The organism is Promicromonospora umidemergens, assembly GCF_024171995.1.
Taxonomy (GTDB): Bacteria; Actinomycetota; Actinomycetes; order Actinomycetales; family Cellulomonadaceae; genus Promicromonospora; species Promicromonospora umidemergens.
Genome location: NZ_JAMTCT010000036.1, coordinates 1 through 23,898 on the forward strand (window position 1 = coordinate 1; position 23,898 = coordinate 23,898).

The following is a 23,898-nucleotide window of genomic DNA, read 5'->3' on the forward strand; positions in this document are numbered from 1 at the left end:
GCTCAGGCTCTACTGGTTGCGGCTGAGCCTGCGGTTTCGCTCCGGGCGCGTGCCTCGTTCCTCGGCCCGCACCCTGCGCTGCACCTCCGGCTCAGCCGCCGATGTCGTAGCGGAGCATGAACTCGCCGGCGTCGAGCACGACGTAGCTGACCTCGACGGGTGTGCCGTCCTGCGTGAAAGCCGTCCGCGTGACCGACAGGACCGGGGTGCCGGGCTCGATCCGCAGCTCCTCGATCTCTTCGATCGTCGGCATGCGGCCCACCACGTCCTCGCGGAACCTCACCGGTGCATGTCCGGCCTCGGTGAGGCGTGCGTGCGTGCCGCCCGGTCCCACCTCCTGGTCCGCGATAGGTGTGCCGGCCGCTATCGACGCAGGCAGGTACGACGTCGCGAACAGCACCGGCTTGCGCTCGCGCAGATGCAGGCGCTCGCGCACGGTCACCTTGGCGCCCTCTGCGAGGCCGAGCGTCGTGCGGACCTTTTCGGGCGGCTCGGCCTCCGCGGTGACGGCGAGCGTGCGGACGGTGAGTCCGGCGCCGGTCTCGTCCGTCTCGGCGGTGACGGTGGATTCGCCGACCTCTGCACCGGTCGTGTCCCGCACGATCGGCTCGAAGGCGCGGACGAACACGCCGGAGCCGTGCCGGGTCACGGTCAGACCCTCGTCCTTGAGCATGGACAAGCCGTGGCGCGCGGTCATGCGCGCCACGCCGTAGTTCGACATGAGCGCTGCTTCGCTCGGAAGGCGATCGCCCGGTTTGTACGTTCCGGAGCGGATCGCGGCACGAAGATCCTTGGCGATGCTTGCGGCAGTCACACGTCCCTCTCTAGACACGGAACCCACCTAACCCGCAGCCAGTGCGTATACGCAACTTTTCGGCGTAGCGGTTGCGTCCCCCAGTAAACCCCCAACAGGCTGTCTATGCGCCTAGAGGTAGGTGCGGAGAGGTGGGAGAGATGGCGACGATAGCGGGCAGACTGGCCGATTCCGCCGCTGGTGCGGCGGACCTGCTGGCGGAGGTAGGGGACGCGCGGATCAAGTGGGTCGAGGTGTTCCGCGATCATCTGGTCGTGCATCCGGCGCGGCTGAGCGAGGGGGCGGACATCGCCGCCCAGCTCGGGATCACCGTCGCGACGGACTACCCGGCCACGCAACCGGGCTTCACGGTCTGGACCGGCTGCTGGAACAACATGGACATGTTCGTCTACAGCGAGCTTCGGGGAACGGCACGGCCGGTGCGGGCGTGGCCGACGTGACGGCCGGATCCTGCGACGCGGTCCCGGGTGCGGACGGCTGCCCGATGCCGGGAGCGCATCTCGCGGAGCTCGTCGAGGTGACAGCGCTGATCGCGCACATCTTCGACATCCACACCCTGGACGTCCGAGCAGGTGTGGATCATCTCGACCTCGAGGACGACGTGGTGGGTGTGGTGACCGTGGACGTCGTCGCCGCGCGGATGCGCGACGCCATGCGGCTCGCCGGGATGCTCCACCTGGCCGAGCACCGTGGGGACCAAGGCGGGGCGCCGACGGTGTGGCGGTGCTGGAGGGGCTGGGTGGCTGTCGCCGAACGTGGGCTGGCGGTCTCGCTGCGCCTGACGGCACCGGTCCGAGGCTGAGCACGGCTCGCTGCCGACCGGTGCGTCCTGGCACGTGAGTGGCACGAAGCCACTTCCGGGGCCCTTGGAAACGACTCCGCCCCAGGTCAGGAAACATCCCCTGACCTGGGGCGGAGCCTGTGGAGCGGGTGACGGGAATCGAACCCGCGCTATCAGCTTGGGAAGCTGAAGTTCTACCATTGAACTACACCCGCATCGTCCGGTTCTGACCGAGTGTCTGCTGTTTGAGAAACCCCGCTAGGGTTCCGCAACAGCGCCCGTGAACCTGGCGTGCGACCTGATCATACCCAACCTCGCCCAGAAGCCCGAACCGGGTTTCGGAGCGAGTGTCGCCGAGCAGCCGGAGCAGCAGTGACCGAGCACCCCAGCGAGAAGCCGACCGAGCCGATCTACCAGGAGACGAAGCGGCTGCCCCCGCGGCCGTCCAGCCCGCCGAAGCCCCCGCCGCCCCCGCCGGGTGGCACGCGCGCCATGAAGGCGCCCAAGAGGACCTCCGCCGGCAAGACCTCGTCGGGCGTCGGTCCGGCGAACTATCAGCAGCAGTACGACTACGACCGCCCTACGCCGCCGGTCGAGCACGTGCCGGGCCGCAAGTCCCGCATCACGGCCGGTCTGCTCGGGATCCTGCTGGGCGTGGTGGGCGCGCACCGGTTCTACCTCGGCTACAAGGGCCTGGGCTGGATCATGCTGCTCATCACCGCGGTGTCGCTGGGGAACGCGTGGTTCGTCCCCGCGATCTGGGGAGCCATCGAGGGCATCCTGTTCCTCGTGATGCGCAAGGGCTACTGGTCGGTCGACGCGAAGCACAAGCCGCTGCAGTGGTGACGGTCACGCGGTGACGTCGCGGCGCTACCCCGCCACGGGGCGGCGCCGCCCCGTGACGCCCAGTACCGTGTCCGGGTGCTCCTCTCCGACCGCGATATCCGTGCCGAGCTCGAGGCTGACCGCGTCGTCCTCGACCCGTACGAACCGTCGATGCTCCAGCCGTCGAGCATCGACGTGCGTCTCGACCGGTACTTCCGGCTCTTCGACAACCACAAGTACCCGTTCATCGACCCCGCGGAGGACCAGCCGGAGCTGACCCGCCTCGTGGAGGCGGAGAACGGCGATGCGTTCGTGCTGCACCCCGGGGAGTTCGTGCTCGGCAACACGTTCGAGTCCGTCACCCTGCCCGACGACGTCGCCGCCCGCCTCGAGGGCAAGTCCTCCCTGGGCCGGCTGGGCCTGCTGACGCACTCGACGGCCGGATTCATCGACCCGGGGTTCAGCGGGCACGTGACGCTCGAGCTGAGCAATGTCGCGACGCTGCCGATCAAGCTGTGGCCGGGCATGAAGATCGGGCAGCTGTGCTTCTTCCGGCTGTCGTCGGCGTCGGAGCACCCGTACGGGTCGGACCTGTACGGCTCCCGCTACCAGGGCCAGCGCGGTCCGACGGCGTCCCGCTCCGCGAAGAACTTCCACCGCACAGAGGTGTGATCACCGGGCCGGACAGGGGCCTGCGGGGTGCTCGCCGAGCGGTAGGCTCCGGGTGCCCGGCGCGGACCGGGCACCCGGACGTTCGAAGGGATCCCGATGGCCGCTCCTCAGCTCCCGCTCCTGCCGCGCACGGTTGCGCAGGCACACCAGGCACGGCACGTCCTGACCGTGCCTGGCGACGTGGAGCTGGACGAGATCGAGGTCCTCGCGCTCTCCAGGTTCTCCGCCACCCGGTGGGACGTGGTGCCAGCGGGCATCCTCCCTGGCAACGTCGCGGGAGCCCCGCAGGGCCGCCGCGCGCAGGGCAAGGAGGTCGGCGTGCTGCGCGTCTCGCGGCACGCCGTGATCAACGGGCCGTACCTGCCCGCCGGCGTGGGTTTCGACCTCGGTGTGCCGCCGGGCGCCGCGATGGCCTTCGACATCGTCTGCCACCGGGAACGCGGTGAGCCACCGTTCCCGGCGGGCGACCGCGACGGCGTCGGGCGCGCCTTCGCCGCGGGCATGGCCGAACGCGAGGAGCGTCGCCTCGTCGAGTGGCTCGTCTCCGTGGCGCGCCGCCTCGGCGGATCCCTCCGCCTGGACGTGGCCGGCCACTGGGACGCCCCCAACGCCGCCGGCCCGACGGCGAGGTCCGGCGCCGGCGTGGTGCTCACCCCCGACGCCGGCGCGGCCATCGACATGACCGTCTACTCCGACGTCTGGCTCGACCCGCAGGCCGCGCTCACGATCCTGCAGAAGGTGCACCCGCGCGCTCGCCTCCACATGGAGGGCAAGGAGTGGGGCGGCCCGCCCCGCGGTATCGCCGAGAAGCCGCTCTACCCCGGCGATCCCCTGGACCCCGAGCTGCGCAAGAAGCTGCACGCGGCCGCCGACGACTACGACATCAAGGCCCTCACGGGTCCGCGTGTCCTCGACGGGTACGGGCTGATCGTGGACCTCGACGTCGACGGGATCGTCTCGGTGGAGATCTCCGGCGAGGAGAAGCTGCCGCGCCTGCTGCGCGGCCTGCCGTGGGCCGAGCAGGGCGCGGTGCGCTACTGGGTGCACTGGGAGCCGCACGACCTCGTGGAGTCGCAGCGGGAGTTCCCGTCCATGGAGCTACGCGTCGCGCGCAAGCGCGCGGCGGAGCTGGTGGCCCGGCTCGCCGGGGCCGTCCACGCCGCCGCCGGAGGCGAGATCGCCGACGAGGACGGCTTTCTGGTAGACCCCTCCGACCTCTGACGGCCCAAGCCTCACCCGCTGTGGCGAGGCCTCCCGGCAGGCTCGCTCGGCGACCGGGTCAGAGGTACTGGCCAGGAGTCCGGCGCTCGCCGCCCGGCTCGTCGTCCTGGCCGCCCGGCATGGTGGGGCCGCCAGGACCGCCAGGACCGAACGTCCCGGTGCCGGGCGGCAGTGCCCGGCGCATCTGCGAGAGCTGCGCCTGGGCGGCCATCTGCTGCGCCACCAGCGCCGTCTGGATGCCGTGGAACAGGCCCTCCAGCCACCCCACCAGCTGCGCCTGGGCGACCCGGAGCTCGGCGTCGGACGGCGCGGAGTCGTCCGAGAACGGCAGCGTGATCCGGTGCAGCTCGTCGACGAGGTCGGGGGAGAGCCCGTCCTCGAGCTCGCGGATCGACCGCTCGTGGATCTCGGCAAGGCGCGAGCGTGCGGCCTCGTCCAGAGGGGCGTCCCTGACCTCGTCGAGCAGTCGCTTGACCATGCCGCCGATGCGCATGACCTTGGCCGGCTCCTCGACCTGGCTCACCACGGCCTCCGCTTCGTTCATCTCTTCCTCGTCGTCGGCACCCTCGGAGGTACGGCCCGACGGCACGGCGGCGCCGTCGGGGGTCACCACCTGCGGTTGGGCGGTGGCCGCTCCGTGGTCCGGACGTTCGCGGTCGCCGGACTGGTCATCGCGTCGCTCTTCGGGCTGGGGGTTGGCTCGCTCGTCGGTCATGAGCCCAGTCTTGCCCGGATAGCCTGTCGTCCGCACGGCAGCATTCGCGCGGGAACGAAATTGCCGACCATGCCTATATATAGGCACGGGTTGATCAGGGCACCAGGAGGACTTTGCCGAAGGCCTCGCCGGACTCCAGCAGCTCGTGCGCCGACTGCGCCTCGGCGAACGGGATACGGGCATGCACCACTGGCCGGACTCGCCCGTCCGCGACGAGCGGCCAGACGCGCTGCTCGGTGTCGGCGACGATGCGCGCCTTCTCGTCCGCGGGCCGCGACCTGAGCAGCGTGCCGGTGACGGTCCCGCGCCGGGCGAGGAGGTCGCTGAGGTCGAGCTCGCCGCGCCGCCCCTGCTGCATGCCGATGACGACCAGGCGGCCACCGCGGGCCAGCGCGCGGACGTTGTCGCCCAGTGCGCCCCCGCCCAGCAGATCGAGCACGACGTCGGCGCCGCGGCCGTCCGTCGCCCGGCGCAACTCCTCCACGAAGTCCTGCTCCCGGTGGTCGATGACCAGGTCGGCCCCGAGCGCCGCGCACCGCGCGGTGCGCTCCGGTCCGCCGGCCGTGGTGGCCACGTGCGCTCCGAGTGCTCGGGCGATCTGGATCGCGATGGTGCCGATGCCCCCGGACCCACCGTGGACCAGCACCCACTCGCCGGAGCGCAGCCCTCCGACGTCCACGAGGTTGTTCCAGACCGTGCACGCGGCTTCGGGAAGCGCTGCCGCGTCGACGAGATCGACACCGTCGGGAACCGGGAGCACCTGCGTCTCGCGGACCACTACTTCCTCCGCGTAACCACCACCTTCGAGCAGCGCGGTGACCCGGTCTCCGGCGCGCCAGCGCGACACGCCGGGTCCGACACGCCTCACAGTTCCCGATATCTCAAGACCCGGCCAGTCGGGTGCACCCGCCGGAGGGGGGTAGTATCCGGCGCGTTGGAGCAGGTCAGCACGGTTCACTCCGGCAGCGGCGACGGTGATCACCACGTCCCTTTGGTTAGCAATCGGTGGATTCAGGGATGAAACGGAGAGTTTCCCTGATGGGCCCGGTCCGGATATCGTGACGGCTCGCACATCGATGAAGCCTACTTCCGTGTGGCCTCACGAGGGTCGTCAGCGGAAACCGGGTGCCGGTAACTTGTACGCAGCACCGAGGGGCGTTCGGCGGGCACCAAGCACGCCACCCCCCTTCCGGATCAGTGATGGAGAGAGGTACGCATGTTCCGCAGGTTGGGAGTGCGCGGGAAAGTTCTTGCGACACTGGTCACGCCTGCCATCGTCCTGGTCATCGCGGCGGCGTACATCATCGGTCTGTCGGTGGTCGACGCGATGCGCGCGCAGCAGACGAGTGATCTCGTCGCCGCGCTCGAGTACCAGGACGCGGCAGGAACGACGTTCGCGCAGGAGCGGGCGTACAACATCGTGGCGATGATCGATGACACCGAGAGAGGCGTCGCGGCTCGTACCGCCCTGCTGCAGGGTGTGCCGGCGATGGAGGACGACGGCGTCACCCAGGCGAAGAACAAGGACGGCAGCCCCAAGTGGGCCGCCGACGCCGCCCAGGCACAGACGATCAAGGCCCTCGACGAGCGCGACGACGCCCTGCTGGACATCGACATCTCGATGCTCGACCAGCGCGTCAAGACCGCCGTGGCAGAGACCATCGAGGACCGCGCTGCCATCACCGACGTACAGAAGAAGGTCGCTGACGGACGACTCACCGAGCAGGCGGCGACGGAGGCGTACGGCGGGTACATCGACGGTGCCCTCGAGGTGATGGACGCCATCGCCGACACGTCCGAGGACCGTGAGCTGGGTATCCGTCTCGAGGCGTACCACTCGATGGACCAGCTCATGCTGACGAGCACCTACGAGCGGCCGGTCGTCGCCCTCGCGCTCGGCATCTTCTTCAACCACCCGCAGGGCGAAGAGGCCGCAAGGACCATGTCGCTCCGTGGTGCGGACCTGGTGAACCTTGGCGACCGCCAGTGGGACGAGACGCAGGACCTCTACGACCGCATCCCCGGCGACTACCAGGCGCCCGTCATGGACGGCGTCTACGGCACCGTCCGGGGCTCCGTGGCGCGGGGCGACCTCTCGGCCATCCAGCCGGCGCAGGTCGCCGCGTTCGAGGGAGAGTCCACCAAATGGGTGGAGGAAGGCCGCATCGTTCGTGACGCGGTCCGTGAGGACGCCTCGGAATTCGCTCAGGAGCAGGCCGACGTCGCCGCGAACCGTGCGTACCTCACCGGTGGCATCGCGATCGCAGCCCTCGGCTTCTCGATCATCACCGCGCTCGTCATCGCACGCCGTCTGGTCTCCCCGCTGCGCCGCCTGACCCAGGCCGCCGGCGTGGTCCGTGACCGCCTCCCCACCCTGGTGGAGCAGGTGTCGGTGCCCGGCCAGGGCCCGAGCATCGACCTCGACCCGATCACCGTCGAGTCGTCGGACGAGATCGGCCAGCTGGCCGCGGCGTTCAACGACGTCAACCGAACGACCATCGACGTCGCCCGCGAACAGGCAGCCCTCCGTGGCTCCATCGCCGAGATGTTCGTCAACGTGGCCCGCCGTGACCAGGTGCTCCTCAACCGGCAGCTCGCGTTCCTCGACGACCTCGAGCGTTCCGAGGAAGACCCGTCGACGCTGTCGAACCTGTTCCGCCTCGACCACCTCGCGACCCGGATGCGCCGCAACGCCGAGTCCCTCCTGGTCCTCGCGGGCATCGACTCCGGTCGTCGCGTGCGCCAGCCGATGCCGGTCTCCGACGTCATCCGTACGGCGTCCTCCGAGATCGAGCTGTACGACCGGGTGCGCCTGAACCTCGTCGTCGACCCGATGATGCTGGGCCACAACGCGCTGAACGCCGCGCACCTGCTGGCCGAGATCCTCGAGAACGCGACGATGTTCTCCGAACCGCACACGCCGGTCGAGGTCACGACCGCTCGCGACGAGCAGTTCGTCACCGTCGTCGTCCGTGACCACGGCCTCGGCATGAACCCTGACGAGGTGGCCGAGGCGAACCGCAAGGTGCTCAGCCACGCCGCGTCGGACGCCGTCGGTGCCCAGCGCCTCGGTCTCTACGTGGTCGGCCGCCTGTCGGACCGGCTCGGTGCGCTGGTGGAGTTCGGCGTCGGCGAAGGTGGCACCGGTACCGAGGTGACGGTCCGCTTCCCCGCGGTGCTGTTCATGCCGGACAACGCGATGCCGCTGCCGATGCCGACGGATCCGCTGGAGGCCAACACGCAGGCGGCCGCCTCGCAGTTCAACGGCGGTCTGGCTGCTGGTCCGGGTACGGGCGCGATGCGGGGCGCGGGTGCGCCCACCAACGGCTTCGGCTCGCCCGCCATCACCGCCGCCTCGCCGGCGACGACCTCCGTCCCGCAGCAGAGCGGCATGCCGGTCCCGACCGGTACGTCGCAGATCGCCGCTGCCGCCTTCGCGGCGCAGCCGGCGCCCGCCGCACAGCAGGTCGACCTCAACGCCCTGACGGACGGCACGACGGCGCTCGGCCTGGCCCGACGGCGCAGCTCGACGGCTGCGCACCCCGCGGCGGAGACGACTCCGACGGGCTCGATCGTGCTGCCGGAGATCCAGACGCCGTCGCTCCCGCAGGAGTACCAGGGTGACGACAACGCCTGGGCCCCGCCGTCGAACGTCTCCGAGGGCAGATCGCTCCCGAGCCGCCAGCGTGCGCCGCAGCCGGAGGAGCCGGTCGCGCCGATCTTCGAGGACACCACGCCTGCCGCGGTGGACGTGGACCAGCGCAGCGCCCTCTTCTCGAGCTTCCGTTCCCTGAACACGATCGATCCGGTCGCGGGCGGTGGCACACAGTCGCTGCAGCTCGACCCGGTCACGCAGGACCCTGCGGCGCTGCCAGGTATGTCGGACACCGACGTGATGCGGTTCCCGGCAGGGGGCGGCGATCGGGCGCAGCACGCGCCGGCACCCGCCCAGAGCTTCGGCGGGCCGCAGGAGGGCTACGGAGCCCCGATGCGGGGCGACGGCGGGCAGTCGGAGAGCTTCGGGGCGGACGCTCCGGAGGGTCCCGACTCGTCCTTCGAGGCGCTGCCCGCGTTCGAGGAGCTCATGGCGGATCTCCCGAGCCGCCGCTCGACCGGCTCGGGTACCCAGCAGGGTGCCAAGCCGGCCCAGCAGAAGCGCGGCCTGTTCGGTCGCCGGCCGGGTCAGCCCGCCACCGGTGAGCTGCGTGCCTACCAGCCGCAGGAGCGCCCGGCATCGCGCCCGATCCAGACGGTGAGCGGTCCCGTCGCCGGTGCACCGAGCTTCGGCGCGCCGAGCTTCGGCGCACCGAGCGCCCCCAGTGCGCCGAGCGTGGAGACGCAGAGCTTCCAGGCACAGGGCTTCCAGGCCCCTGCAGGCCCGCCGCAGGACTTCCAGGTCCCGAGCGGTCTGCAGGACTTCCAGGCGCCGAGCGACCCGCCGCAGGGCGCTCCAGCCCCGCAGCCGCCGAGGCCGATGACGGGCGCATTCCCGACGCAGGCTCCGGCGCAGTCTCAGCAGGCCCCGGCTCCCGCGCAGCCCCTTGCGGACCCGACGTATCAGCGGGGTTACGAGGAGGGCTACCAGCGGGCGGTTCGGGAGTCGCTGACGTCGGCGATGCCGGCCGTGCAGAGCGCTCCGGCCGGGGGCACGGTGCCCGCGCCGATCGCGGCTCCCGCGCCGGTTCAGGGCAGCAACCCGTTCATCGACGCGGCACCGCGCGCAGCGGCTCCGGCGCCCGCGCCGGCTCCTGAGCAGGTGCCCACCTCGTTCGCGTCGAGCCCGGCCACCCAGGCCGTGCCGATGGCGACCGCGCAGCAGCCCTTCGCGGCTCCCGCTCGCGAGTTCAGCGAGCCGTACCCGACGGGTGCTGTGTACGACCCGACGTACGGATCGCCGGCGCCGCTCGCCAAGCGGGCGGCCGGTACGGACGGCGACGGGAAGGATCCGCTGGACCCGGAGTACGTACGGGACTCGGTGGAGGCTCGCTCGGAGTGGACCGCCTCGGCGGTCCTCTACGAGGAGATGACGAGCCTTCTGCGCCGAGGGGCTTATCAGGAAGATGATGTGAAAGAGAACGACTCGTACCGTCCGGCCGCCGTCAACACCGAGGTTGTGGGCGGCGGTCTGACCCGCCGCACTCGTGGTGCCTCCGGCACCGGGGCGGACCCCACTGTCGAGCGTCTCTCAGCTCGCATCGACCGTGATCCCGAGCAGCTTCGCTCACGTCTCTCTGCGTTCCAGTCGGCCACCGCCCGTGGCCGGTCGGAATCCATGGACGAGGGCGAATCGGAGCACGAGAACGGCAAGAAGGTCGCTGGGGACTCGACGTGGGCACCCTCGACCGTGAATCATGTCCCTGACTCAGCGCCGCAGTCGCGGTGACAAGCGCGTCTGTGGATTCTGACTAGGAGGAACAGAGAGTGACCCTCAGCACCGAAGCAACGAATTTCGGTTGGCTGCTCGACAACTTCGTGCGTACGGTTCCCGGCAGTCGGCACACGCTCGTCGTGTCGGCGGACGGACTGCTCATGGCGATGTCCGACCAGCTGGACCGCACCAGCGGCGACCAGCTCGCGGCGATCGTCTCGGGTATGTCAAGCCTTACGCGTGGAGCTTCTCGGCAGCTCAACGGCGGTAATGTCCGTCAGGCGATCATCGAGATGGACAACGGCTTCCTCTTCTTGATGAACGTTTCGAACGGGTCCGTGCTCGGCGTGGTCGCGGAGGCTACGTGCGATATCGGTCTTATCGGTTACGAGATGGCTCTCCTGGTGTCCCGCACCGAGGCCACGCTCACGCCGCAGCTGATCTCGGAGATGCGTGGCAGCCTCCCGGTCGATGGGCAGACCCGAGCCGCCAGCGTGGGATGAGGACTCGACCATGACGTACGCACCTTTCGGTTCCCAGGGACATGGGGACGTCCGTGAGACGTCCACAGTGCGCCCCTACGCGGTCACCGGAGGCCGGGTGCGGTCGGAGCTGTCCGACCTGCCGCTCGAGGCCCTCGTGGAGGTTCTGCCCGGCGCGGTCAGCAGCTTTGGGCTGCCGCCCGAGAAGCGCGCGATCCTCCAGCACGCCGCGCACACGTACGTGTCGATCGCCGAGCTCTCAGCCCTTCTGCGGCTGCCCCTTGGTGTCGTCCGGATTCTTGTGTCGGACATGCAGGAGGAAGGGCACGTCACCGTGCACACCTCGACACCGGTTAACGTCCACACAGGCCACGGCAGCTCGAACTCGGGCCTGTCGCTGAGCGTCTTGGAGAGTGTTCTGAATGGCATTTCCGCCCTCTGACGGCGGGGCCCGCAGCGGTCCCAACTGGGCCCCGGTGTCGGGCAACGCCGGCACCGCGACCGCTAGCTCGAACACGCCTGCGCGCCAGAGCGTGCTGGGTGGCGGAGGTGGCGCTCCGGCGCCCGCCGCACAGGCGTCCCGTCCGGCGCAGGCGCAGCCTGCACCGCCGGTGATGCAGCAGGCGCCGACCGGCAACGCCGGTGCGCAGGCGGCTCCGGGCGCGCAGCCCGCGGCCGAGCGCACTGCGCCGACAGTCGTCAAGATCGTTGTCGCAGGTGGTTTTGCCGTGGGCAAGACGACGTTCATCGGTTCGATCTCCGATGTCGAACCGCTGAACACCGAGGCCGCCATGACGGAGCACTCGGTGGGCGTCGACGACGCCGGTGGCGTCACCGACCGCAAGACCACTACCACGGTGGCCATGGACTTCGGTCGTGTCGAGCTCCCGGGCAACCTGTGGCTCTACCTGTTCGGCACCCCGGGCCAGGACCGCTTCCTCTTCATGTGGGACGACCTGGTGCGTGGCGCGATCGGTGCAGTGGTACTGGTCGACACCGACCGTCTGGAGCAGTGCTTCCCGGCGATCGACTACTTCGAGTCGCGCAACATCCCGTTCGTCGTGGGCGTCAACTGCTTCGACGGCGTGGCCAAGCACCGGCTCGAGGACGTGCGCGAGGCACTGCAGATCCCCTCGCACGTGCCGATGCTGTACACGGACGCACGATCCCGCGCGGCGACCAAGCAGACGCTCATCGCGCTCGTCCAGCTCGCGATGCGTCAGCTCCGGTCCGGCGCACAGGCGCAGGGCTGAGTCAGGCACCAGTACTCCGCAGGCGGCGGGCCACCCTGAGGGCGGCCCGCCGTCGCTGTCTCGGCAGGCGTTAGACTGTGTCGCCGCGCCGTCGTGCCTTGTGCATGGCGGGATGGCGCACGAGGAGGGCTGACAGAGCGGCCTAATGTGACAGTCTTGAAAACTGTTGTGCGGCAACGCACCGGGGGTTCGAATCCCTCGCCCTCCGCCGGCGGTTCACCTGACCATGGCTGGAGTCCGACCCGGACTCCGGCCATCGTCATGTCGGCACCACGGGCCGCGGTCAGCTGATCCCGACGATGGGCAGGCGCAGTGCGGCCGGCGCCGCCTCGGGCACGACCGGGGCGTCGGGACGTACCGGCTCCACGGGACGGTAGCCGGACCCGAGGACCGGACGTGCGTCCGGCTCACCCGTGTTGGGCCACAGCGCGCACGCGCGCTCGGCCTGCGCCGTGATGGTGAGGGAGGGGTTGACCCCGAGGTTGGCGGTCACGGCCGCCCCGTCCATGACGTGCAGGCCTTCGTGGCCGAACACCCGCAGGTAGGGGTCGACGACGCCACTCTCCGCGTCGGTCCCGATGGCGCACCCACCGAGGATGTGCGCGGTCAGCGGGATGTTGAACGGGTCACCGATGGTGCCGCCGGGGAGGCCCTCGACACCGTCGTCGCCCATCTTGTCGGCGATGCGGCGCACGGCCTCGTGACCCTCGGGGATCCAGCTCGGGTTGGGAGCGCCGGTGCCCTGCGTGGACGTCATGAACCGGCCGAAGAACGCACGCCTGGTCACGGTGGTGAGCGAGTTGTCCCGAGCCTGCATGACCAGGGCGATGACTGTCCGCTCCGACCAGCGACGCCAGTCGAGCAGCACGGGTAGCCACTTGAGGTTCTTGCCCATCTCGCCGAACCACCGGACGAACCGGAACGGTCCACCGTCGACGAGGATGTGCTGGAGGGCGGCCATGACGTTGGACCCGTGGCCGTAACGCACCGGTTCGATGTGCGTGCTCTCGCTCGGGTAGAACGACGAGGTGATGGCGACGCCGCGTGAGTAGTCCGTCCTGCCGACCTTGTGCGTCATCGCACCGAGCAGCGCCTCCGAGTTGGTTCGCGTGAGGTGCCCGAGCCGCTCTGACAGCCCCGGCAGGGTGCCGACGTCCTTCATGGCGTGCAGCAGGCGCTGTGTACCGAGGGTGCCCGCCCCGAACACGACCTGCCGCGCGGTGAACCGCCGCTTGCGGCCCCACTTCCTGCCGGTGCGGTGCGTACGGATCTCGTACCCGCCGTCGGGCAGCGGGCGCACGACGTCGGCCGTGGTGAGCGGGTGTACCTCGGCACCTGCCCGTTCCGCGAGGTAGAGGTAGTTCTTGACCAGGGTGTTCTTGGCACCGTGCCGGCAGCCGGTCATGCACTCGCCGCACTCGGTGCAGCCGGTGCGTTCCGGGCCCATGCCGCCGAAGAACGGGTCGGCGGCCCGGCAGCCGGCGGCCGGCTCCTCGGCCCCGCCCGGCCCGAAGTACACGCCTACGCGCGTGGGGCGGAACGTGTGGCTCACCCCCATGTCCTCGGCGACGCCTCGGATGATCTCGTCGGCAGGTGACCGGCCGTGGTACTGGACGACGCCGAGCATGCGCTCGGCCTGGTCGTAGTACGGCGCGAGCTCCGTCTTCCAGTCGGTGATGTGGGACCAGGCGCGGTCCGCGTAGAACGGGTCCAGGGGCCGGTACAGCGTGTTGGCATACACCAGGGACCCACCGCCGACGCCGGCGCCCGTCAGGCACAGGACGTTGCGCAGCAGACGCACCCGCTGGATCCCGTAGCACCCGAGGGAGGGTGCCCACAGGAACTGCTTGAGGTGCCAGGAGTTCTTGGCGAACTCGTGGTCCTCGAACCTGCGGCCCGCCTCGAGCACGCCGACTCGGTAGCCCTTCTCGGTGAGGCGGAGGGCCGCAACGCTGCCGCCGAAGCCTGACCCGATCACCAAGACGTCGTAGTCCATGCCCGTGAATGTACCCGCTATTGACGCTGTGTGAAATACAGGCCCTGGGATCGCGTCGGGCCGCACCTGGGCTGCCTGCCAGACTGTTACGGCGGTGGGATCGGAGAGAAAAATCGGCGGGATGCCGCGGATCAGAAGCCGACCGGGACGTCGGCGGGCCCTTCGCTTTGCTCAGCGCGCCGTACGGCAGGTAGCCTGGGCCGCGCGGCATCGGCCTACCTGGGTAGAGTCGGCCGCGAGGAGACGTCGCATAGTCCGGTCTAGTGCGCCACCCTGCTAAGGTGGTAACGGGGCAACCCGTTCGAGGGTTCAAATCCCTCCGTCTCCGCCAGGAAGGTCCCGGCCGCGCGTGACGCCCGGGGCCTTTTCTGTGAAAGGGTCCGTGGCGCTGGTTCAGCGCGAGAACGGGCCTGCGGGAGGGCTGTGACGGAGTTCTCCCCGGCTGACGTGGATTTGAGTTTGGGTCCACGTCGAACAGGCGGTAATGTTCTCGTCGGTCGGCCGTGTGAACGGCAGGCCAGTAGTCTGCAGTACAGCCAGCGCCCGTAGCTCAACGGATAGAGCATCTGACTACGGATCAGAAGGTTGGGGGTTCGAATCCCTCCGGGCGCACATCAGGAACGAAGCCTCCACCAGCGGAAACGCTGGTGGAGGCTTCGTCGTTGCGGGGCGTGGACACCGGATTCCGTGTCACTGCCTCCATTGGGTGCCCCAACAGGGGCACGGATTAGCCGCCTAGAGCCTCGTCCATGGCGTCGGCGGCGTCCCGGAGCGTCGTGGGCATGACGTGGCCGTACAGGTCCGTTGTGATGCTCATCTGGGAGTGACCCAGCACCCCCATGATGGTGCGAGCCGTGACGCCCTGGGTGAACAGGAGTGTCGCGCAGGTGTGGCGCAGATCGTGGAACCGGATCCGGCGGACACCGGCCCGCTTCTGGAGAATGTCGAACAGCGTGTTCACGTAGCGGGGCTCGACATGGTTGCCCTCCTGGGTGGTGAACACGAAGTCCAGGTCTCGCCAGTCGTCGCCTGCCGCCGTGCGCTCACCCTTCTGCGTCGCGCGGTGCTTGACCAGTGTGGTGAGGGACTTCTGAGGGAGCGGGATCGTGCGCCGGCTAAGGCTCGACTTGGGCAACCCCTTGACGATGCCCTCACCGTTGCCGAGTCGCTGGAGTGTCGAGCGAACCCTCAGGGTCTTGTTCGTGAGGTCGACGTCTGCCCAGCGCAGCGCCAGCAGCTCGCCCTTGCGCATCCCGAGGGCGACACCGACCGAGAACAGCGCACCAAGCCGGTGCTCTCCTGCCACCTTGAGGAACGTGTCCACCTCCTGCGCTGTCCAGGGCTGGACCTCGTCCCGCGTCACGGTCGGACCCTTCACCAGAGCGGCCACGTTGCGGTGGATCAGTTCGTCGCGCTGAGCCTCGGCCAGCAGGGCGCGGAGCACCGCCCGGGTGAGTTGCACCGTCCGGGCCGACAGGGGCTCACCTGTCTGCCCGTCCTTGCGGGTCCGCCGCCGGGCTGCGGTGGTGCTCATGACCTTGCGGACGTGGTTCGGCGTGAGGGAGGTCAGGCGCACCTTCCCGACGACGTCGTACACGTACTGCTTCAGGATCCACTCGTAGTTCGCCACCGTGGCGGGCTTGCGCTTCTCGTCGTCGCGGAGGCGTCGGACCCATTCCTCGCCGAACGTCCGGACCGTGTGCTTCACGGGCGCGGCCGGGATGTGCTTCTGGGTGAGCGACTGCAACTCGACGAGCTTTGCCGCGGCGACTTCGCGCGTCTTGCCGTAGACGTAGCGGCGGACCTTGTTGCTGTCGGTGTCGAACACGTACGTCGAGGCACGCCACATGCCGTCCGCCCGCTGGCCGATCGAACCTTCTCCGTTTGCGCGCTTGCTCATGCTGCCTCCTGGGCCTCGACGATGGCGGTGGTGACGTACTCGTTGACGGCCGATACGGGGATCCGACGAGCGCGGCCGATCTTGACGCTCGTGAGCTTGTTGAGGCGGATCAGATCGAAGACCTGGGTGCGCGAGATACACAGGGCCTCGGCGGCTTCCTCGACGCGGTACAGCAGGACGGTGACGGTGGGCGTGGTTGCGGTGTAGACCGGTGCGGTGGTGGCGGTGCTCATCACGTGTTCCTTTCGCGGTACGGCAGTGCCTAAGGTTTTTGCCGTCCCATCCGTCCCAGCCGCTTTCACGAGGTGTTCTCGCAGGTCAGCGGTCATTTCTGCCGGGACGGATGGGGTTTCGCGACTCGTCCCAACCCGTCCCAGACCCGTCCCAAAGCGGGATCGGTGGGACGGGTGGACGGGTTGGGACGGGTTGGGACGAGTCGCAGCAACTACGGTTCGGCCGTGAAAAGTGGTGCCTGACCAGCGGTTTCGTCCGGCTGGGACGGGTTGGGACGAGTCATTGCCGCGAACCCCTGCCCCCCTGCCGTCCCGGCGTCGTCCTCGACCTCGTCAGCGGGGCAGTAGCGAGCCCAGGAGTCCTCGAAGTCTTCGCGGCGGAACCCCTTGACCTGGTAGTCCGAACCGTCTGACTTCTTGAGCCGGACGTTGCGCGACGTGATGTCGAACTCGCGCAGCAGGAGGCCCAGGCGGCGCGGTGTGAGCCCGGTGGGACCGAACGTGGCCCAGGGGGCCTCCTCGTCGGCCTTGAGGCGCTCCAGCAGCGTGTGCGTGGGCAGAGCGTCGTCGGACTCGAACGCGGCCCGGGTGTCGATCAGGAGACGGGTCTGTACGGAGAGCTCGATGCTCTCTTCCTTCTCCTGGTTCATGACGACGGCGGCGTGCCGGGCCAGGCGGGGCCAGTCACCCCCGGCGGCGTCAGCTACCGCGACGAGGGGTTCCCAGGTGTCGGCGGCCCGGTCCTCGACGGGCATCGAGACAACGGGGGTGCCGATCGTGACGCGCTGCGAGCGGGCCCACTTGTGCAGGACACCAGACAGCGTGATCAGGTCGGCGCGGTCGCGGGTCATGCGGTAGGGCGCGACCTTCTCGCCCTTGGCGCGGCGGCGCATCTTGACCACCACAGCCCGATCCTCGATCGTGTCGGGCATCGCTCCGATGCCTGCCAGCGCGGCCATGGCGAACGTGCGCAGGTGCTCCACTTCCTGCCGACCGGCGTCGTACCGGGGCACGGTGCGACCGGGCTGGAAACCGGCGTTGAGGATCCCGCGGATGTCCTCGTTGTCCGACCCAGCCTTGGGGCCGAACATTGCGTCGGCCTCGTCGATCATGATCGTGGGCGGCTCGTTCCCGGCGAAGTGCACGGTGCGCGACAGGGCGGCGTGGGAGACGTTCACGCCCATGAATGCCTGCCAGCACAGTGCCTCCAGCATGTCCAGGAGACGTGACTTCCCGCAGCGGCGCTCCGGGCCACGGATGACCAGGCGGGGAGCGGAGCCCAGGAACGGGACGACGTGGCTAGCGGCGGCCCACAGCACCACGGCGGTCATTGCCTCGGGGCTCGGGAGGATGACGTACTTGCGGACGGCGGCCTGCACCTGGTCCAGCACCACGGCTCCATCGAGGGCCGGGCTGGGCTCGGTGGTGGCGGCCTCGGCGGGCGTGCTCGCTCCGGAGTCGGCGGTTCCGCCCGACATCGGCGCGGCGGTCGTGGGAGTAGTCATGATGGGTTCCTCCGGGTGGGTCGGGCGGGACTTCGGGCGGGTGCTCATGCGGTAGTCATCGCGGCGTGCCAGCGGGTCTTGGGGCCGGTGGGTGCCCGGTCCACGCGGGCGCGGCCCGGACGCTCCCAGGTGTCGCCCGTGGTGTGCGCTACGGCGTGCCAGCCCGCCGCTCGCAGCGACGTTCCGGGCTCGCTGCGCAGGGTGTAGGTCAGGACGTTCTCCGGGCTGTAGCCGAGGGCTATCGCAGCCCGTCGGAGCGCGCCGTAGATCATCGAGCAGGCGTTGGGCGTGCCGTCCGTGGCAACGCGCAGCACCTCCAGGTGCTCGCCGTCGTCGAGCACGCGTGCCACGGGCCTGCCCGCGATTCCGACGCCGTGGATTGACCCCTGCGCGTCCACAACGGCAACGGAGAACTTGTGTCCTCGCACCGGGCCGTGGTGGCGGTGTGTCTCAGCAACCCAGGCATTCGCAGCGCGCAGCCCGATCGGAGCCGTGCGGAGCGTCCGGGGCGTCGAGGTGGTGATGGTCATGGTGTCTCCCTCGTCAGTGGTCGGGCGGTGGCTCATGCGGCGGTGCGGGGCTTGGTGGCCCCGCGACGGAAGCCAGAGCGGATCGTCTGCCAGGCCTCGGCCTCGGTGAACGCCTCGGCGGCGATGTGGCCGGCGCACGCGTCGAGCAGCGTCGCGGCGGCGTCGGCCTCGGTCAGGGAGCCGCCCGCAATCAGCTCACCGAGGCAGCACGCGGCGGCGAACAGGCCGTGATTCCGGCCTCCCTCGGTGGCCTCGCGAACGTGCTCGGCTTCCTTGGTCAGCACGGCCCGCAGGTACGCGGAGCGGTGCGCGACGGGGCGCGGCTCGGCCACGCTCGACGGTGCGGCCGGGCGCGTCGTCAGGAGCTGGACCAGCCAGGCGGGCAGCGGTGCGGGCGGGGTGTCGATGCCGACGAGGTACCGACCGGCGTCGGTGACTGTGGGTGGGGCGACGACGTAGCCGCCGTTGCCCCGGGTGTCGATCCACGGCCCGAGGCGTCCCGCGCTGTTACCGAGCGACTCCGCGAGGTGTGCGGTGGTGTAGTACCGGTGGACGCCGCCGGATGGGGTGTCCACGGTCCAGGTCTCCGGCATCCCGTCCGGGTCGCCACAGTCCTCAGCAAGAGCGATCAGGACTCCCTCACCCGACGTCGCGTTGCCGACGCGCTCGACGGGCGGCAGGGCGGCACCGGGCTTGGGGGTGTCGGTGTCGATCACCAGCAGCCCAGACGGCCCGCACGCGATCCCGACGCCGTACGGGGCGGCGGTCCACGCTCGAGTGATCCGGTCGGGGTCAGTCGTCGCGCGCTGCTCCCACCCGGTGTGCCCGCCACGGCACCACGGGTCGGTGTGGTCGCAGTCTGTGGCGGCGTGACGCGGCGTCGCCGGTCGCTTGCTGCCCGGGATCAGCGGGAACACGTGCCATCCCCGGTTGGCGTACTCCAGTGCCGTGGCCAGCAGCGCGCCGTGGTGGAGCTCGGTGGCGGTGCTGCCCGCGTGCGTGCTGGTCCAGCGGGTGAGTGTGCTCATGACGGGTGCTCCTTCGCGGTGGTCGGCCGGGTGTGGCCTGTTTTTGGCATGGCGGGGGTAGGGGCACGGCGGGTAGCGGTAGCGGCCCGCCGTGCCCTCAGCAGTGCGTGAGGTGGGGGTTTCGGGGTGCGCCCGGCGGGGGCGCTACCCCGCTACTTCGGCGGAATCACGCCGTTTTCGGCGGTAGCGCGGCCGCTACCGGTAGCGGGCCTCCCGCTACCGTTCGCCGGGATCGGCAGGGCCTCGGCGGGGGTGGTGGTGGCTACCTCGGCGGGCATGGGACCGAGGGCGATACGGGCCATGAGCGAGACCAGCGCGGCGGTGAACGCGGTGACCGCGACCACGGCGGCGAGCGAGGCGACCAGGTCCAGCCCGAGGGCCGTGGCGGCGACGGTGAGGCCGATGGCGGCGACGAACACGGCTCCGGTGCGGCGGATGGCGCGCTCGACGGCGGCGACGAGCTGGCGAGCGTCGCGGACCAGGTCGGCGTACTCGGTCGGGCTGAGGTTGTCGTTGCTGTTCACGGTTCCTCCTGCGATCGGGCGGGGTGGTGCGGGTCAGGCGGCGGTGTGCCAGTGCTCGGGCAGCTCCTCCCGGTCGGTGGCGTCGAGCCGTTCGGTCCACGCGGTCTCGAATGCCTCGACAGTCAGCCGGGGGTGAGCCGCCCAGAACTCGCGCAGCTCGGGCGAGGCGTACGCGGCGGCGAACGTTCCTCCGGCGAGGAACAACCGCTCCTCACTCACCCCGGCGGCCCGGCCTTGGGTGTTGAGCAGGACACCGTTTGTGGCGTCGTAGGCGGCGGCGATGTGGGCTTCCAGGTAGTCGCCGTACTCGGACCGCATCGCGGCCCACTCCCGGGCGGCGCGCTGGAAGATCGGGGACATGTCACGCCGCCTCGGCGTCCGCGTCGGCGTTCGTGTCCGTGTTGGCCGGGCGGGCGTCGGACAGCAGGCGGCGCGCGGTCCGGTCGGTCACGTGGTGCCCCGCGTCGGACAGAGCGGACAGCGCGTCGCGGGCGGTGGCGTCCGGGTTGGTGGACAGCAGCCCGGACACGATGCCTAGGCGGGCGGCCCGGTCACCGTTCGACACGGGGCGGACGGTCCGGCTCGACTTGGGGCGGACAGTGGCCCGGACACCGGGCGTGTCCTGTCCGGCCGCCGGGGTGGCAGACAGTCCCGCCATGTCCGCCAGCTCAGCCCGGACAGCGTCGTCGGCCTGGTCGGTGTAGTTCGGCCCGGACACGACCGGCCCGGCCAGGTGACCGGCGACGCGGTTGTTGGCCTCGACGTGCAGGCGGGCCACGTCGGTCACGGCGTCCGCGACGGCGGACAGCGAGTCCAGCCACTCGTCCGTCTGTGTCCGCATCTGGGCGGGCGGTACGGACTTGAGCGCGACCGCCCGGGCGGCCCGGCGGCGGGCCTCGGCCTTGGCGATGGCGCGGCGGGCGGCGGGGGTGCCGTCGTCGGCGGCGTGAGCCCGGACAGCGTCCTCGGTCGTGAGGAACAGTGCGTGCATCCGCATGGACTGCCGGATGCCGGACCAGGTCGCGCCGGACGCGAGGTGGCGGTCACCGATGAGGGCGAGGTGCCACATCAGGGCGGCCAGCAGCGGCACGATGAACCGGAACGCGACCGCGCCGGCCGGGTGGTCGAGGTAGACCTCGTGCACGGCGGCGAACACACCCGACGCGGACGACAGCGCCCACGTCAGGGTGAGCAGGGTGCCGCCGGGGCGGTTGTCCCGCGCGGCCTCACGGGCCAGCAGAGCGACCGTGACCAGCGACAGCTCGAACACGCCGGCCGTGGTGTAGGCGGTGACCGGGTCCATGCCCAGCACGTCGCGGCCGAACCCCACCATCGCGAGGTAGGCGGAGACGGTCGAGATGACGGCGACGGAGACGGCTCCGCCCAGGACCAGGCGGCGCGACCCGCGCCGCGGTGCATCGGTGGTGGTGTGCGTGGTGCTCATGGTCAGTCCTCCTCGGTGGTGGTGTCGGGCAGTGCGATGACGTCGCCAGCGGCTTTGACGATCTCGGCGCGCACGAGGCCCTTGCGGACGTTGTTGGCGCCGGTGCCGTGCTTGACGTTCTTGGCGGTGACGCCGTGGCGCTTGGCGGCGGCGTTGACCTGGGCGGCGTCCCAGCCGGTGTAGAGGGTGGGCTTGTGCTCGGCCAGGCGGGCGGCCAGCTCGTCGGACCAGATCTTCCCGTTGGCCCACTCGGGGTCGTTCTCGGGCCACACGGCGAGCAGGTGGTCCACAACGGTGGAGTGGTCCAGGTCGGCGGGGATGTCCCCGGCGGCCATGCCCGTCAGGAGGCCCTTGGCCTCGCGGATGACGCGGGAGCGCTCGACGATCTTGTCCGACGCGGCCCCGTCCACGCTCGCGCTGCGCACGAGCTGCGGGTCAGCCTTCTCACCCGCCAGCAGGGCCACGCCCTTGGCCTCGGGGTCGAGGTCGGTGGCGCGGTGCCCGGCCTTGTACATCGACGTGCCCAGCACCATGTCGTTGGTGGTCTGGTCACCGACCCGCAGGCAGATGCGGATGCTGATCAGCGCCGAGATGGCCGTGGGGATGGCGTCCTTGTTGGGGCGCTGCGTGGCGAGGATGAGGATGATGCCCAGGGCGCGGCCCAGGCGGGTGACGTCCTCGACCAGGTCGGCGATCTCGCCGCCGTAGGCCGGGTCCTTGAACGCGAGCTGCGACTCGTCGATGACGAACAGCATCGGCTTGAGGCCGTACCGGTTGGCCAGCTCGTCGGTGACCTTGGACTCGGAGACCTCCTCACGCGGAAGCGAGCGGATGAACGCGGACCGGCGGCGCATCTCCTCGCGGACGTTGCGCAGGTCGTCCCGCAGGGCCTTGAAGTCGTCCGGGTCGTCACCGGACTGGCACACGTGCGCTACGGGCTTGAGCGCCAGCAGGTCGCCGGTGCCCTTGAGCTCGTGGATGTGCAGCTCGGTGCGCGGGTCGAGCATCGCGCCCAGGATCAGGACGCGGAGCAGGTAGGTCTTGCCCATGCCGGGCAGGCCACCGACGACGACGTTGTTGTACATCAGGTTCACCGACACCGGGCGGCCGCGCTGGTCTTCACCGATCGGGAACGGCTCGAACACGTTGGTGACGCCCTTGTTGGCGAGCTTCCACTCCACGGCACGCCGCTCCGAGAGCGCCTTGTCCGCGATGTAGAGGTTCAGGCGTCCGGGGTTGGCCTTGTGGTTGTTCTCCGGCCACACCGTGTCCAGCGGGCGGCGCAGCGCGGAGGCGAGGCGATCCTTGCGCTCGATCACCATGGCCGTGGTCGCCCCGGGCACGAGGTCAACGTGGATCTCCACGCCGCCCGTGGTCGAGAAGATCCGCAGGATCTTGTTCTCCGCGCGGCCCGCCTTGACCTCGCCCATGGAACCCAGACCGAGCGTGAGCAGCGCGTCCGAGACGAGGTCCATGGTCAGCTTGGGCACCTGCTCCTCGTGGGTATCCAGGATCGGCTTGGTGACCTTCTTGGTCCCGACAATGCCGAACGCCGTGACGGCGGCGGTACCGGCCGCGATGGCGGCGACGGTCAGGCCCTCGGCGCCGGTGTAGGTGTTGATCGTGACTCCGGCAACGCCGGACATGGTCCCGGCGGCGGCCAGGCCGGCCAGGCGGGCGCGGACGCCGTCGGCGTGCTCCTTGCGGAGCGTCTTCCACTCCGAGGTACCGCGCACACCGACCATGAGCGCGGTGCGGGTGGCCTTGTTCTCGGCGTCGCTCACCCACCGCGACAGGCCCCGCACGCACAGCCCGAACCCGACACCGGCCCGGACCAGGAACTTGGGCAGGTACACGAACGGCAGGCGCAGGCCGTGGTGACCGACCCACGAGGCCAGGAACGTGGCCTCACGCTTGGCGGCGGCGAGGAACACCTCGGGAGAGGTGGCCCACTGCGGGAGCACCTTTAGGGGCTCGTGGTCCCCGCGGTGCTCCAGGACACGCGGCGCGGGCGGCGCGTCCTCGGCCGGCGGAGCGGGCGGGGCGTCGATCACCTCGCCGGTGAGGGTGTTGTCCTCCCCCGGCTGGACCAGAGTCGCGCCCTGGTCCAGCCGGGTGGCCTCGACCTCGTGACCGGAGCCGTAGACCATCGCCGACAGCGCGGCGTCGTCGGGCAGCCCGTCGTCCGGCGTGCCGGGCATGTGCTCGTTCGGGGTCGTCATCAGACGTTCCTCTCCGCGATGTCGTCGAGGCTGACGCCCCGGGTGGAGCCGTTGTCGAGCAGGACGACGTAGCGCGCCGTGCGGATGGTCCCGGACTGGCGGGCGATGATCTGGCCCTCGGCGCCGTCGGTCAGGCGCACCCACTCGCGCACCTGGGGCGTCCGGGCGCCCATCAGGCACCCGCCATCTCGTTGGCACCCGTGAACAGGTTGTTGAGCAGGTCGTTCAGGGCCTCGACGCCCCAGACGCCGAACGACGTGGACGCCATCGCCAGACCGAGGCACACGCCCAGCACGAGCGTGCCGACCTTGGCGGAGCCGTACTTCACGGCGATGAACGAAACGATGGACAGCAGGACCAGCAGCGAAACGGTGATCATGGCGAG

Annotated in this window: 24 protein-coding genes and 4 tRNA genes; 12 read left to right on the top strand and 16 right to left on the bottom strand. The window is 70.2% G+C overall.

All coding sequences use genetic code 11. The annotated features are described in order from the left end of the window. Positions 1 to 91: 91 nt before the first annotated feature. Complete coding sequence (locus APR04_RS28835; RefSeq protein ID WP_253877808.1) at positions 92 to 814, bottom strand: GntR family transcriptional regulator; 723 nt, start codon at positions 812 to 814, stop codon at positions 92 to 94. Positions 815 to 954: 140 nt separating this feature from the next. Between APR04_RS28835 and APR04_RS28840 the strand changes: the two genes are divergently transcribed. Together APR04_RS28840 and APR04_RS28845 are read left to right on the top strand one after the other, a co-directional pair. Continuing rightward, positions 955 to 1,254: a hypothetical protein gene (locus APR04_RS28840; RefSeq protein ID WP_253877810.1), complete on the top strand. Its 300-nt coding sequence runs from the start codon at positions 955 to 957 to the stop codon at positions 1,252 to 1,254. Continuing rightward, on the top strand, positions 1,242 to 1,616 hold the full coding sequence (locus APR04_RS28845) for a hypothetical protein (protein ID WP_253877812.1): 375 nt from the start codon (positions 1,242 to 1,244) through the stop codon (positions 1,614 to 1,616). The genes APR04_RS28840 and APR04_RS28845 overlap by 13 nt, the downstream gene beginning before the upstream one ends. Positions 1,617 to 1,736: 120 nt before the next feature. Here the strand turns inward: APR04_RS28845 and APR04_RS28850 are convergent. Then, positions 1,737 to 1,810 (bottom strand) — tRNA-Gly (locus APR04_RS28850). A 157-nt stretch (positions 1,811 to 1,967) separates the two neighbouring features. On the opposite strand from APR04_RS28850, the gene APR04_RS28855 reads away from it, so the two are divergent. From APR04_RS28855 to APR04_RS28865, 3 genes are all read left to right on the top strand, one after another. Continuing rightward, positions 1,968 to 2,441 (top strand): TM2 domain-containing protein, encoded by a 474-nt coding sequence (locus APR04_RS28855; RefSeq protein ID WP_253877814.1) that lies wholly within the window; start codon positions 1,968 to 1,970, stop codon positions 2,439 to 2,441. Positions 2,442 to 2,516: 75 nt separating this feature from the next. Next, the gene (dcd, locus tag APR04_RS28860; protein ID WP_253877816.1) at positions 2,517 to 3,092 is read left to right on the top strand and encodes a dCTP deaminase; all 576 of its coding nucleotides are present in this window, start codon (positions 2,517 to 2,519) and stop codon (positions 3,090 to 3,092) included. A 96-nt stretch (positions 3,093 to 3,188) separates the two neighbouring features. Then, the gene (locus APR04_RS28865; protein WP_253877818.1) at positions 3,189 to 4,313 is read left to right on the top strand and encodes a hypothetical protein; all 1,125 of its coding nucleotides are present in this window, start codon (positions 3,189 to 3,191) and stop codon (positions 4,311 to 4,313) included. A gap of 58 nt (positions 4,314 to 4,371) precedes the next feature. Here APR04_RS28865 and APR04_RS28870 read toward each other — a convergent pair whose 3' ends face one another. Together APR04_RS28870 and APR04_RS28875 are read right to left on the bottom strand one after the other, a co-directional pair. After that, complete coding sequence (locus tag APR04_RS28870; RefSeq protein ID WP_253877820.1) at positions 4,372 to 5,028, bottom strand: bacterial proteasome activator family protein; 657 nt, start codon at positions 5,026 to 5,028, stop codon at positions 4,372 to 4,374. A gap of 94 nt (positions 5,029 to 5,122) precedes the next feature. Continuing rightward, positions 5,123 to 6,100, bottom strand: a complete 978-nt coding sequence (locus APR04_RS28875; RefSeq protein WP_253877822.1) for an NAD(P)H-quinone oxidoreductase — start codon at positions 6,098 to 6,100, stop codon at positions 5,123 to 5,125. Positions 6,101 to 6,244: 144 nt separating this feature from the next. Between APR04_RS28875 and APR04_RS28880 the strand changes: the two genes are divergently transcribed. From APR04_RS28880 to APR04_RS28900, 5 genes are all read left to right on the top strand, one after another. Beyond that, the gene (locus APR04_RS28880) at positions 6,245 to 10,411 is read left to right on the top strand and encodes a HAMP domain-containing sensor histidine kinase (protein ID WP_253877824.1); all 4,167 of its coding nucleotides are present in this window, start codon (positions 6,245 to 6,247) and stop codon (positions 10,409 to 10,411) included. A gap of 38 nt (positions 10,412 to 10,449) precedes the next feature. Next, positions 10,450 to 10,899, top strand: coding sequence for a roadblock/LC7 domain-containing protein (locus tag APR04_RS28885; protein WP_020017525.1), 450 nt, complete (start codon positions 10,450 to 10,452; stop codon positions 10,897 to 10,899). A 10-nt stretch (positions 10,900 to 10,909) separates the two neighbouring features. Continuing rightward, entirely contained in the window at positions 10,910 to 11,320 is a 411-nt protein-coding gene (locus APR04_RS28890; protein WP_253877826.1) for a DUF742 domain-containing protein, read from the top strand. 172 nt (positions 11,321 to 11,492) lie between these two features. Further along, on the top strand, positions 11,493 to 12,131 hold the full coding sequence (locus APR04_RS28895; RefSeq protein ID WP_301313119.1) for a GTP-binding protein: 639 nt from the start codon (positions 11,493 to 11,495) through the stop codon (positions 12,129 to 12,131). Positions 12,132 to 12,254: 123 nt separating this feature from the next. Then, a tRNA-Ser gene (locus APR04_RS28900) sits at positions 12,255 to 12,339 on the top strand. 75 nt (positions 12,340 to 12,414) lie between these two features. Here the strand turns inward: APR04_RS28900 and APR04_RS28905 are convergent. Further along, a complete protein-coding gene (locus tag APR04_RS28905) occupies positions 12,415 to 14,127 on the bottom strand; it encodes a GMC oxidoreductase (protein WP_253877828.1) in 1,713 nt (570 codons plus the stop codon). Positions 14,128 to 14,366: 239 nt separating this feature from the next. Between APR04_RS28905 and APR04_RS28910 the strand changes: the two genes are divergently transcribed. Together APR04_RS28910 and APR04_RS28915 are read left to right on the top strand one after the other, a co-directional pair. Further along, positions 14,367 to 14,458 (top strand) — tRNA-Ser (locus APR04_RS28910). A 208-nt stretch (positions 14,459 to 14,666) separates the two neighbouring features. After that, positions 14,667 to 14,739 (top strand) — tRNA-Arg (locus APR04_RS28915). Between the two features lie 115 nt (positions 14,740 to 14,854). Here the strand turns inward: APR04_RS28915 and APR04_RS28920 are convergent. From APR04_RS28920 to APR04_RS28970, 11 genes are all read right to left on the bottom strand, one after another. After that, positions 14,855 to 16,027 carry a tyrosine-type recombinase/integrase gene (locus APR04_RS28920; protein ID WP_253877830.1) on the bottom strand — a complete coding sequence of 391 codons (1,173 nt, stop codon included), beginning with the start codon at positions 16,025 to 16,027 and terminating at the stop codon, positions 14,855 to 14,857. Continuing rightward, entirely contained in the window at positions 16,024 to 16,260 is a 237-nt protein-coding gene (locus APR04_RS28925; RefSeq protein ID WP_253877832.1) for a helix-turn-helix domain-containing protein, read from the bottom strand. The genes APR04_RS28920 and APR04_RS28925 overlap by 4 nt, the downstream gene beginning before the upstream one ends. Positions 16,261 to 16,472: 212 nt before the next feature. Continuing rightward, on the bottom strand, positions 16,473 to 17,765 hold the full coding sequence (locus APR04_RS28930; RefSeq protein WP_253877840.1) for a DUF3631 domain-containing protein: 1,293 nt from the start codon (positions 17,763 to 17,765) through the stop codon (positions 16,473 to 16,475). A gap of 44 nt (positions 17,766 to 17,809) precedes the next feature. After that, entirely contained in the window at positions 17,810 to 18,295 is a 486-nt protein-coding gene (locus APR04_RS28935; RefSeq protein ID WP_253877846.1) for an XF1762 family protein, read from the bottom strand. Positions 18,296 to 18,327: 32 nt separating this feature from the next. Continuing rightward, positions 18,328 to 19,323: a bifunctional DNA primase/polymerase gene (locus APR04_RS28940; RefSeq protein WP_253877849.1), complete on the bottom strand. Its 996-nt coding sequence runs from the start codon at positions 19,321 to 19,323 to the stop codon at positions 18,328 to 18,330. 152 nt (positions 19,324 to 19,475) lie between these two features. Next, positions 19,476 to 19,847, bottom strand: coding sequence for a hypothetical protein (locus tag APR04_RS28945; RefSeq protein ID WP_253877851.1), 372 nt, complete (start codon positions 19,845 to 19,847; stop codon positions 19,476 to 19,478). Positions 19,848 to 19,880: 33 nt separating this feature from the next. Continuing rightward, on the bottom strand, positions 19,881 to 20,207 hold the full coding sequence (locus APR04_RS28950; RefSeq protein ID WP_253877859.1) for a hypothetical protein: 327 nt from the start codon (positions 20,205 to 20,207) through the stop codon (positions 19,881 to 19,883). A gap of 1 nt (position 20,208) precedes the next feature. Continuing rightward, on the bottom strand, positions 20,209 to 21,291 hold the full coding sequence (locus tag APR04_RS28955; protein WP_253877861.1) for a hypothetical protein: 1,083 nt from the start codon (positions 21,289 to 21,291) through the stop codon (positions 20,209 to 20,211). 2 nt (positions 21,292 to 21,293) lie between these two features. Then, positions 21,294 to 23,513 (bottom strand): FtsK/SpoIIIE domain-containing protein, encoded by a 2,220-nt coding sequence (locus tag APR04_RS28960; RefSeq protein WP_253877864.1) that lies wholly within the window; start codon positions 23,511 to 23,513, stop codon positions 21,294 to 21,296. After that, positions 23,513 to 23,686: a hypothetical protein gene (locus tag APR04_RS28965; protein ID WP_253877866.1), complete on the bottom strand. Its 174-nt coding sequence runs from the start codon at positions 23,684 to 23,686 to the stop codon at positions 23,513 to 23,515. Before APR04_RS28965 ends, APR04_RS28960 begins: the two co-directional genes overlap by 1 nt. Further along, on the bottom strand, positions 23,686 to 23,892 hold the full coding sequence (locus APR04_RS28970) for a hypothetical protein (protein ID WP_253877868.1): 207 nt from the start codon (positions 23,890 to 23,892) through the stop codon (positions 23,686 to 23,688). The genes APR04_RS28965 and APR04_RS28970 overlap by 1 nt, the downstream gene beginning before the upstream one ends. Positions 23,893 to 23,898 lie beyond the last annotated feature (6 nt).

Excerpts from the sequence above, each read along its gene's own strand:
- APR04_RS28840 (WP_253877810.1), top strand. The coding sequence starts at position 955 with ATGGCGACGATAGCGGGCAGACTGGCCGATTCCGCCGCTGGTGCGGCG.
- APR04_RS28865 (WP_253877818.1), top strand. The coding sequence starts at position 3,189 with ATGGCCGCTCCTCAGCTCCCGCTCCTGCCGCGCACGGTTGCGCAGGCA.
- APR04_RS28870 (WP_253877820.1), bottom strand. The coding sequence starts at position 5,028 with ATGACCGACGAGCGAGCCAACCCCCAGCCCGAAGAGCGACGCGATGAC.
- APR04_RS28880 (WP_253877824.1), top strand. The coding sequence starts at position 6,245 with ATGTTCCGCAGGTTGGGAGTGCGCGGGAAAGTTCTTGCGACACTGGTC.
- APR04_RS28890 (WP_253877826.1), top strand. The coding sequence starts at position 10,910 with ATGACGTACGCACCTTTCGGTTCCCAGGGACATGGGGACGTCCGTGAG.
- APR04_RS28895 (WP_301313119.1), top strand. The coding sequence starts at position 11,493 with ATGCAGCAGGCGCCGACCGGCAACGCCGGTGCGCAGGCGGCTCCGGGC.
- APR04_RS28905 (WP_253877828.1), bottom strand. The coding sequence starts at position 14,127 with ATGGACTACGACGTCTTGGTGATCGGGTCAGGCTTCGGCGGCAGCGTT.
- APR04_RS28920 (WP_253877830.1), bottom strand. The coding sequence starts at position 16,027 with ATGAGCAAGCGCGCAAACGGAGAAGGTTCGATCGGCCAGCGGGCGGAC.
- APR04_RS28925 (WP_253877832.1), bottom strand. The coding sequence starts at position 16,260 with ATGAGCACCGCCACCACCGCACCGGTCTACACCGCAACCACGCCCACC.
- APR04_RS28930 (WP_253877840.1), bottom strand. The coding sequence starts at position 17,765 with ATGACTACTCCCACGACCGCCGCGCCGATGTCGGGCGGAACCGCCGAC.
- APR04_RS28935 (WP_253877846.1), bottom strand. The coding sequence starts at position 18,295 with ATGACCATCACCACCTCGACGCCCCGGACGCTCCGCACGGCTCCGATC.
- APR04_RS28940 (WP_253877849.1), bottom strand. The coding sequence starts at position 19,323 with ATGAGCACACTCACCCGCTGGACCAGCACGCACGCGGGCAGCACCGCC.
- APR04_RS28950 (WP_253877859.1), bottom strand. The coding sequence starts at position 20,207 with ATGTCCCCGATCTTCCAGCGCGCCGCCCGGGAGTGGGCCGCGATGCGG.
- APR04_RS28955 (WP_253877861.1), bottom strand. The coding sequence starts at position 21,291 with ATGAGCACCACGCACACCACCACCGATGCACCGCGGCGCGGGTCGCGC.
- APR04_RS28960 (WP_253877864.1), bottom strand. The coding sequence starts at position 23,513 with ATGACGACCCCGAACGAGCACATGCCCGGCACGCCGGACGACGGGCTG.
- APR04_RS28965 (WP_253877866.1), bottom strand. The coding sequence starts at position 23,686 with ATGGGCGCCCGGACGCCCCAGGTGCGCGAGTGGGTGCGCCTGACCGAC.
- APR04_RS28970 (WP_253877868.1), bottom strand. The coding sequence starts at position 23,892 with ATGATCACCGTTTCGCTGCTGGTCCTGCTGTCCATCGTTTCGTTCATC.